Source organism: Hippea sp. KM1 (assembly GCF_000526195.1).
Lineage (GTDB): Bacteria > Campylobacterota_A > Desulfurellia > Desulfurellales > Hippeaceae > Hippea.
Genome location: NZ_JAFP01000001.1, coordinates 112629 through 126025, shown reverse-complemented (window position 1 = coordinate 126025; position 13397 = coordinate 112629). Strand labels below are relative to the sequence as shown.

Below are 13397 nucleotides of genomic sequence, written 5' to 3'. Positions count from 1 at the left end.
ACAAACCAAAGGAGGTGTGCCATGCGCAACACAATCGCAAGGGTTCCATTACCAACCAACGAGCCGGTATATTCTTATGCACCGGGAACTGAAGAGAGGGAGAAGCTAAAGGAAGCCATCAGGGAAATAAAATCTCAGCAGATAGAGATACCCATAATCATTGGTGGAGAAGAAATCAAAACGGGCAACACAAAGGAGATCGTCGAGCCCCACGATAAAAGCTCGGTGCTTGGTGTCTATCATGTTGCAGGCGAAAAAGAGATAAAAATGGCCATCGAGGCCGCTATGGAGGCCTCCAAGAAGTGGAGGGAGTACGACTGGGTTGACAGGGCAGCAATATTCCTAAAGGCTGCAGAGCTTCTAAGCGGTAAATACAGATACCTTATAAACGCCGCAACGATGCTCTCTTTGAGTAAAAATATATTCCAGGCAGAGATAGACTCAGCCTGCGAGCTTACAGATTTTCTAAGATTCAACCTCTATTACATGCAGAAGATCTATGAGGAGCAGCCGCTCTATTCACCCAGGGGCACATGGAACATAATGCAGTATAGACCCCTTGAGGGCTTTATATTCGCCGTTCCTCCATTTAACTTCGTATCCATCTCAGGCAACCTGCCAACAGCACCAGCCATGATGGGTAATGTCGTTCTGTGGAAACCGGCCTCAAGCTCTGTTTATGCACCATACATCTTCATGAAGATACTTCAGGAGGCAGGATTGCCAGACGGCGTTATAAACTTCATACCATCCAAGGGCTCCGTTGTGGGTAATATCGTATTCTCCTCTGAGTATTTTGCAGGCATCCACTTCACAGGCAGCGTTGACACATTTAACAGGATGTGGAAGATGATGGCAGAGAACCTGCCCAAATACAAGGCATATCCAAGGATAGTCGGCGAGACAGGCGGTAAGGATTATATATTCGCCCACAAATCGGCAAACACAAAGAAGCTCATCACAGCCATCATAAGGGGCGCATACGAGTATCAGGGTCAGAAATGCTCCGCCGTATCGAGGGTTTATCTGCCAAGATCCATGTGGAATGAGATCAAAGACGACCTATTCAAAGAGATAGACAAGATAAAGATGGGCTCTCCTGAGGATTTCACCAACTTCATGAATGCCGTAATCGACGAAGAGGCTTACAAAAAGATCGTCAACTATATAGAGTATGCAAGGAGCGCCTCGGATGCCGAGATCATCAAGGGCGGCGGATACGATGATTCGAAGGGCTGGTTCGTTGAGCCTACAATCATTTACACAGAGAATCCGCACTTCAAGACGATGGAGGAGGAGATCTTCGGACCTGTTGTAACGATTTACCCATACGACGATGATAAGTATGTTGAGACACTCCATCTCTGCGATCAGACAAGCCCATACGGATTGACAGGCGCCATCTTCTCAGAGGATAGGGATGCCACAAGGGTGGCCTTAGACATATTGGAGGGCAGCGCAGGCAACTTCTACATCAACGACAAGCCCACAGGAGCGGTTGTTGGTCAGCAGCCATTCGGCGGTGCAAGGGCAAGCGGAACAAACGACAAGGCTGGAAGCCACTTGAACCTCTTAAGGTGGATTACCCCAAGGGCTATAAAGGAAAACTTTGTTGCACCTGAAAGCTTTGAATATCCATTTATGAAAGAGGAGTAAAAAATGTCGCTTTTTAACAAAAGCGTAAGTATGTTCATAGATAAGGTTCCGCCATCCACAATAGCCGTATTCGCCAAGCGCTATATCGCAGGCCCCAATTTAGAGGATGCAGTAAGGGTCACAAAACAGCTAAACGCCCAGGGGGCCATGACCACAATAGATGTGTTGGGCGAATTCGTATCAAACAAGGAAGAGACGGAGCACTTCAGGGATTTAGCCATAAAGGTCTTGGAAGCCATAGATAGCCACCAACTCGATGCAAACCTCTCGCTCAAACTTACGCAGATGGGCCTTAACCTCTCTAAGGCCCTCTGCCTCGACAACATAGAAAAGATATTCAAAAGGGCCAAAGAGTTGGGCATCTTTGTCAGGATCGATATGGAGGATTCAAGCTGCACGGATGACACCCTGGAAATCTACAGAAACTACAGGGACGAATTCAACATAGGCACGGTGCTTCAGGCTTACATGAGGCGCACGATAGACGACATAGAAAGACTGTCTGACGGCAGGCTGAACTTCAGGCTCTGTAAAGGTATTTACATAGAGCCCAGGAAGATAGCGTATCAGGAAAAAGACATAGTCAGGGATAACTTCATCTATTGCCTGGAGACGCTGTTTAAGAAGAAGGCCTATGTGGGCATAGCAACCCACGATGAATATTTGGTATTCCATGCAGAAAGGCTCATAAGGGAATATGGCCTAAAGAGGGATGAATACGAATTCCAGATGCTGTTGGGCGTCGATGAGGAGTTAAGACAGATAATACTCAGCAGGGGTCATCGCCTGAGGGTTTATGTGCCGTTTGGAAGGGATTGGTTGCCATATTCCATAAGAAGACTTAAGGAAAACCCCAACATCATAAAATCGGCCATCGAGGGGTATTTAAAATAGAAAAAAGCCCCGCCTCAGTGCGGGGTTATACCCTTTTCGTATATGCGATAGGTCTTGTAATGCTCAGCACCCATCTTTAGAATGGGCTTGTTTATAGCATCGTTGTCCTCAAGCGTCCAGGAGAGCTCTCCTCCCTTACCACCTCTTCTTTTTACCACCTCAAAGCTTTTAACATACAACAGAAGGTCAACGCCAAGCTTCCTGCATTCAGGCAGCACGCCTAAGGTTATGAGCCTGTAATTGTCTATCCTTTTCATCCTATAGAGCAGCTTTAAGGCGTTAAACGGCGTAATCCTGCCGCCCATACCCTTAAGGGCCTGATTAAAATCCGGTATAATGGCAGAAAATCCGCACGGCTGCCCGTCCTTCTGGGCTATGATTATTAACTCCTCAGGCACCATACTCTTAAAATCCTTGGTGCCGTAATAAAACTCCTCAAATGTGGGCGGCACAAAACCCCAGTTATCCTTCCACGCCTCACAATAAAGCCTGTGTATAACCTTAAGGTCGTTTTCAAAGTTTTTCTTAGAAAAATATCTCAACTGTATAGAAAACTTCTCCTTGGCATACAGAGCAAGCCTTTTTAGCTTCTCCTTGGGCTCGTTGCTCACAGAAAGGTAGAAGGCAAACAGATCCTTTACCTTCTTAAAGCCGCTCTTTTCAATTAAATCGCTGTAATAGGCCTTGTTATACGGCATCATAAAAACCGGCGGGGCAAAAAAACCACCAATCAACAACCCGCTAACATCGTTCATGGATGGGCTTACAGGCCCCCTTATACGATTCAAGCCCTCTTTTGATAGGTAATCCTCGGCAGCCTCAAACAAACCCTTAGCAACACCTAAATCATCAATCGATTCAAAAAAGCCAAAAAAACCCACCTTATCGTTGTGCGTCTTGTTGTGTCTATGGTTTACGATGGCAGCAATCCTTCCTGCTGGTTTTTTGTCTTTGTATGCTATAAACAACTTCCTCTTTGCGTTTTTATAGAAGGGGTTGTCTTTTTCGTTTAAGAGTTTTTTCTCCTCATTCAAAAGCTGCTGAACATAAAATGGGTCTCCTTTATAGATGATTTTAGCGGGAAAATCCAGAAATAGCTCTAAATCCTCGCTTTCGGTTACGCTAATCATATAACCCCTAAAACTTTACCCACCTTGTTGAGCTTGTCCAAAGCAAAATCTATCTGCTCAAAGGTGTGCGTTGCCATCAGACTCAATCTAATCAAAGCCTTATTCGGCGGAACGGCAGGGGATAAGACCGGGTTAACAAAAAGCCCCTCGTCAAAGAGCATTCTTCTCATCTTCAGCACGGTCTCATTATCGCCCACAATAAGCGGAATTATGGGCGTGCAGCTTGTGCCTATGTCATAACCCATCTCCACAACACCCTTTCTCATCCTCTCCGTATTGGCCCACAGTTTGTCTATCAATTCAGGCTCGTTTTCCATTATATCCAAAGCCGCTAAAACAGCAGCTGTTGATGCAGGCGTTATGCTTGCAGAGAAAATAACGCTCCTTGCAAAGTGCCTTAGGTAATCTATAACCTCCTTATCTGCAGCTATAAAACCACCCAACGAGGCAAACGATTTGCTGAAAGTGCCCATGATGATGTCAACCTCATCCTCAAGACCGAAGTGGTTGGCCGTGCCTCGCCCATTTTTACCCAAAACACCAAAGGAGTGGGCATCATCAACCATCAACCGAGCGTTGTATTGCTTCTTTAGCTTAACCATCTCGGGCAGGTTGGCTATATCGCCGTCCATGCTATAGACACCATCAACAACAATGAGCTTGCCAGCATCCCTATCGATGGATTCCAGCACCTTCTTTAAGGAGTTCATGTCGTTGTGAATAAACCTTTTCACCTCTCCATAGGAAAGCCTTGAGCCGTCCACTATGCTTGCATGGTCTGATTTATCCAGGATAACATACTCACCCTTGCCAACCAGACCGGCTATTGCACCAAGATTGGCCTGAAAGCCCGTGCTGAACAGAAGCGCATCATCCTTATTCACAAAGGCCGCAAGCCTCTCCTCAAGCTCTTCGTGTATATCAAGCGTTCCGTTCAAAAACCTTGAGCCTGCACAGCCCGTTCCGTATTTCTCTATGGCGTCTATTGCGGCTTTTTTAACCTTGGGATGAACGGTAAGACCAAGATAGCTATTAGAACCAAGCATTAATATTCTTCTTCCGTTTATTATAACCTCTGTATCCTGTTCTGAGGAGATGGGCTGAAAGTAAGGATAAAGGCCAAGCTGTCTAATCTCTTGAGCTTCCTTAAAGTTATAACATTTATCAAAAAGGTCCATTCTTCACTCCCCTTGCAAAATGATTTAACTTTTTATAACAAAACTGTTTTTTTGTCAAGCAACGAGCCAAAACAACGGCAATGTCAACTTTTTTGTGTCACCCCTCTTCCTGTTTGGTTCACTTAGTTTCCCCATCTATCCAAAAGCCTCCATCAGGTATTCAGAGTATCTGAGCTTTCTTGATGAATACTTCTCATCCTTATCTTTGAAGAAAAGGTAAAGGAACTTTTCAGCACTGTCCTCAGAATGGAGATAACCCCTAATTCTTAAAGAATCCTTTAATTCCTTGAAACACCTCTCCATCCAGTTTGTTGTTGAAAAGTATACCTTTATCTTTTCATTGAGGTTTGAGAAGTGTGTATAGTTCTTGACTTTACTTTTTAGGCTGTTTAGGGATTTATAGAGCCTACTCCATTTGTCGATGAACTCATTCATCAAGAGTTCTGCCTCCTCTTGGGTCTTAGCCTCCATTATCTGGTTTAGCTCTTTCAGCATCTCATCCCAGTGTCTCTTTCTCACCTTGCTTTTTATGTTCTTCTTCAGATGAAACCAGCATAGCTGATGCTTTGCTTTGGGGAATGCCTCCTCTATTGATCTTGAGAGCCCTTTTAGATCATCGCTGATTATCATTCTGACATTCTTTAGTCCCCTTGATTTTAGGTCCTCAAATATCTCTCTCCACATCTGTGTATTCTCATTGCCTCCAGGTAGGAAGTATGCAAGTATGTTTCTTCTGCCGTCGTATCTCAATCCCAGAACAGCATAAACTGCCTCTTTTTCTACACTGTCCCTCTTCAGAGGCAGGTATGTTGCATCTATGTATAGGACTGGATACTCATCATCCAACCTTCTGTTTTTGAACTCCTCTATGACCTCTTTTGGTATGTCGGAAATATAGCTTGCAAACTGGGATGATATGGAACATCCAATGAGATTTTCTAAAACCTTGCCTGCCTTCCTTGATGAGACTCCAGACACGAACATTGCCCTTATTATGTCATCAAGGAGAAACATCACCCTCTTTCTCTCAGGCAATACATCGCTTTTGAACTTGCCGTCCCTTGTTCTGGGGATGGAAAGCTCCATCTGACCTAATATTGTTTTTGGTGACCTTGTGTAATATCCATTTGCCCTTGTTGATTTGTTCTCTTCCAGATACCTGTCTCTTTCCTCTTTCATGATCCTTTCAATCATTGACTTGAATTCTTCCTTCAATTGTGTAAAAATCAAATCATACATGTGTTTTTCCTCCTTTGAAGGGTTAGTGTCAAAGAGGGGTTATAACATATAACCCCTCTCCCTTCAAAGGGTGACACAAGTAATTTTACACTACCAAAACAACACTCGAAAACATCAAAGCACTAATGAAATAATTAACAAAATAACAAGAAAATAAGCATAACGCCAAACATAATTATTACCTTTTTTCCACCTACGAGGTGCAAGAAAAGGGGTATTGGTGGAGCACTGACATGAGATATATTAAACATCAGATATAAAAATTAATTTTACTTTTGAAAATATATTTAAAATTTAACTTGAATTCTTCTATATTATAGTTTACGATTACACTTAATATTTTACAAGTCTTTCTCAGGAAAGCTTGTAAAGGACGAGGTTGTTTAGTAAAAAGTAAAAGCAAGGAGGAGTTAGGAGATGAATCTAAAAAGCGTTGGAGCAAAGATTTCTCTGCTGGCTGTGCTTTCTTTGATTTTTGTCAGCGCACTTATAGTTGCCTTTACACAAGTTAAGTTCTCCAATTCGCTATCCAGTGCCAGATTCGACCAGCTGCAATCCGTTGTAGCCGCCAAGAAAGATGGGCTTGATAAGTATTTCAACGACATCAAGGCCTTAATTACCTCAACAGCTGAAAGCAGGACAGCCATTGAGGGGGTTGCCCTTTTAAGCAACTCGTTTCACAACCTCTCTGCAGATGTTGCCATAAATATAAACCAGGCGAAACAGGCTTTAATTGAGCATTACAACAAATACTATTTAAATAGGGTAAATTACGACATTCCTGGCGTTAGCCCAAGAAAGCCAACAGAATACTATCTCCCAAAATCAACGGAGGGCATCATTGCCCAATACCTCTATATTGTCAAGAATAAATACCCCGTTGGGCAAAAAAATAAACTAATTGCAAGCAACGACATATCCACTTACTCCGGCATTCATAGGATGTATCATCCAACCTTCAATAAGCTTTTAGAAAAATTCGGTTTATACGACATATTTTTGATAGACAACAAAGGGTATGTGGTTTATACGGATTTTAAAGAAAAAGATTTTGCAACAAATTTAATAAACGGCCCTTACGCCAACTCTGGTTTGGCAAAGGCATATAAAAAAGCTCTAAATCTAAGCAAGGGTCAAATAGCTTTTGAAGACTTCAAGCCATACATGCCAAGTTATAATGTGCCGGCTGCCTTTATTGCAACACCAATCTTTAGAGACAATAGAAAAATAGGTGTTCTTGCTTTCCAATTCCCCGTGGGTGAGATTAACAAAATTATGAGTTTCAATGGACACTACAAAGAGGTGGGTCTTGGCCAAACCGGTGAAGTTTATTTAGTTGGGCCAGATAAAAAAATGAGGAACGATAGCAGATTCATAAACACCATAAACAACCCTTTGGTTAAAAAACTAAAAACCACAATAGGCGTGTTCAAAATAGATACGCCTTCTGTCAGACAGGCGCTGGCTGGAAAGAGTGGCGGATGGATAATAAAAGATTACAGGGGCACCCCCGTTTTAAGCGTATATGCGCCCCTAAAGGTATACGATAAAAGATGGGCAATAATAGGAGAAATCGACAAATCAGAGGCATTGGCAGATGTCAAGAAAACATTAATGTCAACCGTATTTATAGCAATATTGATAGCAATTGTATTCATAGTTGCCTCATTGGTTTTTGTTAAGAAGATGATTGTGTTAAGGTTAGAAAAATTTGAAGATGCCGTAAAAGACCTGGTGCAAGGCGAAGGAGATCTAACCAGACGAATAGACATAAACACAGATGATGAGTTTGGCAGGCTTGCTGCATGGTTTAACAAATTCATAGAAAAAACACAGCACATGATCAAAGAAATAAAAGACAAGACAAAACTTTTAGAGTCTGAATCGCACAACCTATCCTCTGCATCAGCCGAAATGTCTGCTGCCTCCCAGCAGGTAAACAATAACACCCAGGAAGTAGCAACGGCTATAGAAAGCGTGGCTCAAGCTATAGATGGCGTTGCAAGATCTTCTGAGAATATCAATATACTGGCAACGGATGTAAGCGAGATTAATGAAAAATTACTGCAAGACATAGAAGATAGGGTTAAAAGAATGCAAGAAAACGCACAACTTGCAAAGGATGCAATAGAGCAAATAAATACGGTTGGAGAGGCTTCCAAGGAAATAGGGCAAATCGTTAATGTAATTAACGAAATAGCAGACCAGACCAACCTGCTTGCGCTGAATGCTGCCATTGAAGCGGCAAGGGCTGGTGAGGCAGGACGGGGCTTTGCCGTTGTTGCCGATGAGGTTAGAAAGTTAGCAGAGAGAACCCAGAGGGCAACCGAGGAGATAAAAGGCACTATTAATAAAATGCAAAAATACACAACCGAGGCAGTGGAAAAAACAGAAAAGACAGCCAGCGTGATATTGGAGGAAAGTGAGAGAGCAAAAACGGATAAGGATACTATAGAAAATGTTGTATCGAAAACAAACGATGTCATAAATGAAGTAAACTCTACCTCCGCAGCAACAGAGGAACTCTCTTCCACCGTGGCTGAGATAAACATGCAGATGCAAGAGATAAAAAAGGCCACAGAGGAGAATACCAAGGTTATAGAAAATGTCTCAAAAGCCGCAGATGAATTAAACGCCATAGCGGATAATGTAGGAAAACTCATAAACAGATTTAAAGTCTAATCCACTTCTGCCAGCCCTTCAGAAGGGCTGGCAAGCCTTGCCCTAAGATGCTAATTCTTTCACCTATTTATTCAAGTGCGCTTGACTTTTAGAGTATATGGTATAGAATACCTAATATGAAAGCTGAAACCTTATTAAGAACAAAAACTATCGACAAAAACAGAACCTTACGGAATTAAATATTCTCTCGTTTACATAGAAAACGGCAAAAGGGTTGTCGGATATGACAACTATGAAAAGAAGGGCGACCATAAGCACTATTTCGAGAAGGAAATCAAGTATAAATTTGAAAGTGTGGATAAACTCATCAGGGATTTTCTCAACGATATAAAAAAACACAAAAGAGGTGAGTTATGAGAGTAAAGAACATAAAAATAGGGATAAAATCAACTGAAGACAGCTTAAATGAGTTCAAGGATTACTGGAAGAAAATAGAAAAAGGTGAAGAAGTAGAGAGAAAAGAGGCTTTGTATTTTGAAAGTTTAAATGCTTTAAGGAGCGTCTTAACAACCAAAAGGATTGAACTCCTTAAAGCAATAGCCAAGCACAAACCAAAATCGATATACGAGCTCTCAAAGATAGTGAACAGGGATTTGAAAAATGTCAATGAGGATGTGAAGCTCCTTTCTGAACTCGGGCTTTTAGAGTTAAAGAAAAGCAAGACAGACAAAGAAAGAACAAAGCCCGTCATAGAATACGATAGAATAATGATTGAGATAGATTTGGATGAGAAGATAGCCTGATATTCCGATTTTTCCCACCTAAGAGGTGCAAAAAAAGGGGGAAGGTAGGATAAAAAATTGACATAAAAGACAACTATAGTATTATCTAAGAAAATAGGTTTCGGAGGTCAAAATGAAATACAGAGTTATCATAGAACAAGATGAAGATGGAATGTTTATAGCTGAAGTTCCATCTCTTCCTGGCTGTATCTCTCAGGGAAAAACGAGACAGGAAGCCTTGACAAACATCAAAGAGGCAATTGATGTTTATCTTGAGAGTCTTAAAGAACATAATGAACCCATCCCTCCATCAATAGACGAAGAAGTCGTAGAAGTTGCAGGATGAGTAATCTTCCAAGGATATCAGGGCGTGAACTTGCGGCAGCCTTATCAAAAATTGGATATGTAAAGGACAGACAAAAGGGCAGCCATATGGTTTTGCGTCAGATAGCTTATCCTCACAGGCGTATTGTTGTTCCAGACCATAGTGAGATAGCAAAAGGAACACTGAGAAAAATAATAAAAGAAACAGGCCTAACTGTAGAAGAGTTTAAAAACTTACTTTAAAATACAACCCTAAAACCTATAAATTTATTATATCGTCAACAAGTATCGAATATATATCAAGCAAAAACGATTTTTCCCACCTGCAAGGTGCAAAAAGGGGGGTGTTTTAGAACAAAATGCCATTTTTTGACCGTTTTTAATATTATTAGCAATCAATTTTCTTGCTGCTATATATATTATTATATATTTAACAAATTATATTATGGTTAGCTTTTCTGCTTGACATAGATCATTAAATTTGTATTATTTGGGGAAAATAAGTTGTGAAGGCAATTAATTGAGAAATCGTTAGGGGAGGTTTAGAATGGGATGGTTTGGGAATACCTTGGAAGAATGGATAGAAGGGTTGATTGATGATATATATTTTGTGCTCAGGGAGCTTTATAAAAGTATAGTCAACGATCCACTTAAGTTACTTGAGTATGCATTGTTTCCTTTTGCTCTCTCAAATGAAATTGAAAAATTACTCAAAAAGGAAAGTATCTTGATATATGGACCCAGCGAAAGCGGAAAAACAACTTTGGCTAGATTTTTAGCCACTGGAGAAATTACTTATAATGCACATGAAAAAACTCGGATAATAGAAGGATATAAACCAAATAAAAATGTGTTAAAACTAAAAGAATTAAATTTTCGAATAAAAGAATTTATTGACACACCAGGAACCGCTTATGTTGATGGTGATTTATCTGTATCGGATAAAACCTATGAAGCTTTAAGTTCTCTCAAATATGATTACTTGTTTTACTTGTTCGATGTATATAAAGTATACAAAAATTACAAAGAATACACTCAAAACATTGATGGAGATATGGATTTTATTGAAGATAAAGTAAAAGGCAAGAAAGTTTTACTCATTGGTACGCATGAGGATTTGTTAATAAAAGAAATAAAGGATTACAATAGGAAAAATTTATCTTATGAAGTATCTAAAAATCCTGTTATTCAAAGGGTTTTATTAACCATGGGGAAAAACAATTTAGTATCACCACCGATAATAGGCAGTTTAAAGGATAAAACGAACAGTGAGGAACTAGTCTGTAGAATTCTTAATATAATGGTAAAATTAAAAGAAAATTAAAAAAGCAATAAATTTATGTTGAGGGTAGGATAAAATTGAATTATATACTTGAAACAGAAGATATAAAAACTAATTCTATAATTGTAGAATCGAATAATGAGAATTTGAAAAGTAAATACAAAGAAATCTCTATAAATATAGCCCAAGAAGGAAAAGTGATTTATAGAGATACAAAAGCCACTCTTTATAGCAACAAAAATTACATTATTCTTAAAATACCAACAGAAGTAAAGGATCATATAAATCGGACAATTCCTTTAATTTGCGTTTTTTCTTTGAAAGATATTGAAGAAAATTACAAAACTTGTGGTTTGGAAAACACTATAGATAAGATAATAAATATTATAGAGAATTTTTCTAAAAGAAGAAATATTCCTATAAATATTAATTTTTTAATAGGGATTCTTAAAAATTATCTAATTAAATTAATAAGCAAAAAGGCTTTATTGACAAGACTAAAAAAAAACATTGGAAATTTCTTAAGAAAAATTTTTGACGCTATTGCAGCATTTTTTACTTCGATTTTTGGCATTAAAAGATAAAGAAAAGGAGGAAACCTTAATGCTTATAAGCAGAAACAACTACAACCATCCATTTAAAACTATAATAACAACAAAGAAAGTTGATTTTTACAAAGCTATTAAGGAAAATAACTCTTTGGTTTCTAATGACGAAATTGGCATACTCTATTATCCAGTTCCAGCTGAAATACCAGAGGATTTTTTGAAATCTTTTAGAGACAATTTAGAAGTTTACAGCGTTTTTGCATTAAACAGTATTGATGGAGCATTTTATGAGATAAGCAATTTTCCCATGAGAAGTATGATATTAAAATATAACGCCATAACGCAAATTATAGGATTCTTGGGAGCCCAGAGAGTTGAAGTTGTAAGTACAAATATTAAAACGGGTGAGAGTAGCTTCTCTCTAAATTTGGGATTAGACAAAAATAAAAGTGCTGACAACAAAACAAACGCTGAAAAAGTCGAAAAAAGCTCTAAAATCGATGCGAATCTTGAGTATGAGTTCTTAGAGAATTTCAGAAAAAGCATTCAAATAAGATGTGAGTTTATGAAAAGAAACCCAAATATAGAGAAAGCAAAAGAAATAGCAAAGAGATCCAACCTATTGGACGATCCTATTATAGCAGACTTTATTGAATCTGCTGGACTTTACAAAAGCAAAGAAATTGTTATTGATCTGTATAGTGAAGCTAAAAAAACCATATCCGGCGGATTAAAAGTAAGTTTATTTGGCAAAACTATCGCAAAAAAGGCCACAGAACTTTTACTTGGAACAAGGGGTGAGTTCTATTTCAATTTTGTGCAAAAAAGCTCTGAAATAGACAAAGTATTAGTCAAGCTAAAGGTTGAATTTTAAATGAAAGACCTTTCTAATTTACTAAAAACGCCTCTATATAGGATTCTTTTTAACTTTCCAATAGGTGTTATAGCTTTTGTGATTTTGAATTATGTTTTTAATGACACAATAAGCCTACAGTTGCCTATTATTTGCCAAAATATAGATAACTGCACGGTTGTTAATCATGCGCTCCACAATATTAATATGCACTATGGCGCCAAAACCCCTATTTATAGCAATTCCAGCCCATCAGGTGATATATACTGGCTAATATATATTACGCTGGCAATATTGATTGGTGAGGTGGTGAGTTTCATTGGGGAAATACCTGTTAATATCCTATTTAAATATAATCCCATCAAAGAAACAATCGAGGTATCAAACGAAAAAGAGCAAAAGAAAACCGTAAAAGATAGCACTATAGAATTAATTACTCCTGAAACAAACCAATGGATTTACTATTCTGACTTTAATAATGATAAAGAAACATCTTTTTGGATCTCAGAATTACATTTTTCAATGAGCAGAATGCTTGCTGGATTCGGATTTGAGATGTATTTGGCGTTAGGGTTGTCCTTTTTTGGTAGTGCAAGCATGTTGGTTGTGTACATTCTGATTTATGTTTTTTTAATTCATTTATTGCAAATATTTATATCAAAAGATCAGTTTGCAGCAATATTATTAATAGTATTATTGTTTATATGTGTAATTTCACTAATTATATTCCCCTCCTTTTATTATAATTTTCGCTCTTATGGAGCAATATACGCCATTATTTTTCAATCATCTTACATCGCCTCTGTCTACTACAGGGCACATGCTAACAAACTACTTGCTGCCTCAAGGAGGTAAAAAAATAAACAATCTAAATTTTAAGCAATAAAAA

14 protein-coding genes are annotated in these 13397 nt (G+C 39.0%); 11 read left to right on the top strand and 3 right to left on the bottom strand.

Annotation, left to right across the window (positions count from 1 at the left end):
- Nucleotides 1-21 precede the first annotated feature (21 nt).
- Together pruA and D891_RS0100625 are read left to right on the top strand one after the other, a co-directional pair.
- The gene (gene pruA / locus D891_RS0100630) at nt 22-1656 is read left to right on the top strand and encodes an L-glutamate gamma-semialdehyde dehydrogenase (RefSeq protein WP_025209116.1); all 1635 of its coding nucleotides are present in this window, start codon (nt 22-24) and stop codon (nt 1654-1656) included.
- Nucleotides 1657-1659: 3 nt separating this feature from the next.
- On the top strand, nt 1660-2550 hold the full coding sequence (locus tag D891_RS0100625) for a proline dehydrogenase family protein (RefSeq protein ID WP_025209115.1): 891 nt from the start codon (nt 1660-1662) through the stop codon (nt 2548-2550).
- Nucleotides 2551-2564: 14 nt separating this feature from the next.
- On the opposite strand, the gene D891_RS0100620 is transcribed toward D891_RS0100625, so the two are convergent.
- The 3 genes from D891_RS0100620 to D891_RS0100605 all read right to left on the bottom strand — a co-directional run bounded on the left by D891_RS0100620 (nt 2565) and on the right by D891_RS0100605 (nt 6097).
- A complete protein-coding gene (locus D891_RS0100620; RefSeq protein ID WP_025209114.1) occupies nt 2565-3680 on the bottom strand; it encodes a hypothetical protein in 1116 nt (371 codons plus the stop codon).
- On the bottom strand, nt 3677-4858 hold the full coding sequence (locus D891_RS0100615; protein WP_025209113.1) for an aminotransferase class I/II-fold pyridoxal phosphate-dependent enzyme: 1182 nt from the start codon (nt 4856-4858) through the stop codon (nt 3677-3679). Before D891_RS0100615 ends, D891_RS0100620 begins: the two co-directional genes overlap by 4 nt.
- A gap of 135 nt (nt 4859-4993) precedes the next feature.
- Nucleotides 4994-6097, bottom strand: a complete 1104-nt coding sequence (locus tag D891_RS0100605; RefSeq protein ID WP_025209016.1) for an IS256 family transposase — start codon at nt 6095-6097, stop codon at nt 4994-4996.
- Nucleotides 6098-6514: 417 nt separating this feature from the next.
- On the opposite strand from D891_RS0100605, the gene D891_RS0100600 reads away from it, so the two are divergent.
- From D891_RS0100600 to D891_RS0100565, 9 genes are all read left to right on the top strand, one after another.
- Nucleotides 6515-8779 carry a methyl-accepting chemotaxis protein gene (locus tag D891_RS0100600; RefSeq protein ID WP_025209112.1) on the top strand — a complete coding sequence of 755 codons (2265 nt, stop codon included), beginning with the start codon at nt 6515-6517 and terminating at the stop codon, nt 8777-8779.
- 174 nt (nt 8780-8953) lie between these two features.
- Complete coding sequence (locus D891_RS10075; protein ID WP_442905299.1) at nt 8954-9136, top strand: toxin-antitoxin system TumE family protein; 183 nt, start codon at nt 8954-8956, stop codon at nt 9134-9136.
- Nucleotides 9133-9522, top strand: a complete 390-nt coding sequence (locus tag D891_RS0100595; protein WP_025209111.1) for an HVO_A0114 family putative DNA-binding protein — start codon at nt 9133-9135, stop codon at nt 9520-9522. Before D891_RS10075 ends, D891_RS0100595 begins: the two co-directional genes overlap by 4 nt.
- A gap of 112 nt (nt 9523-9634) precedes the next feature.
- A complete protein-coding gene (locus tag D891_RS0100590) occupies nt 9635-9847 on the top strand; it encodes a type II toxin-antitoxin system HicB family antitoxin (protein ID WP_025209110.1) in 213 nt (70 codons plus the stop codon).
- Nucleotides 9844-10068 (top strand): type II toxin-antitoxin system HicA family toxin, encoded by a 225-nt coding sequence (locus tag D891_RS0100585; RefSeq protein WP_025209109.1) that lies wholly within the window; start codon nt 9844-9846, stop codon nt 10066-10068. The genes D891_RS0100590 and D891_RS0100585 overlap by 4 nt, the downstream gene beginning before the upstream one ends.
- 304 nt (nt 10069-10372) lie before the next feature.
- Nucleotides 10373-11149 carry a GTPase domain-containing protein gene (locus D891_RS0100580; RefSeq protein ID WP_025209108.1) on the top strand — a complete coding sequence of 259 codons (777 nt, stop codon included), beginning with the start codon at nt 10373-10375 and terminating at the stop codon, nt 11147-11149.
- Between the two features lie 35 nt (nt 11150-11184).
- Nucleotides 11185-11691: a hypothetical protein gene (locus D891_RS0100575; RefSeq protein ID WP_025209107.1), complete on the top strand. Its 507-nt coding sequence runs from the start codon at nt 11185-11187 to the stop codon at nt 11689-11691.
- A complete protein-coding gene (locus tag D891_RS0100570) occupies nt 11675-12529 on the top strand; it encodes a hypothetical protein (protein WP_198014761.1) in 855 nt (284 codons plus the stop codon). Before D891_RS0100575 ends, D891_RS0100570 begins: the two co-directional genes overlap by 17 nt.
- A complete protein-coding gene (locus tag D891_RS0100565; RefSeq protein ID WP_025209105.1) occupies nt 12530-13363 on the top strand; it encodes a hypothetical protein in 834 nt (277 codons plus the stop codon). It abuts the gene before it with no gap.
- The last annotated feature ends 34 nt before the right edge of the window (nt 13364-13397 follow it).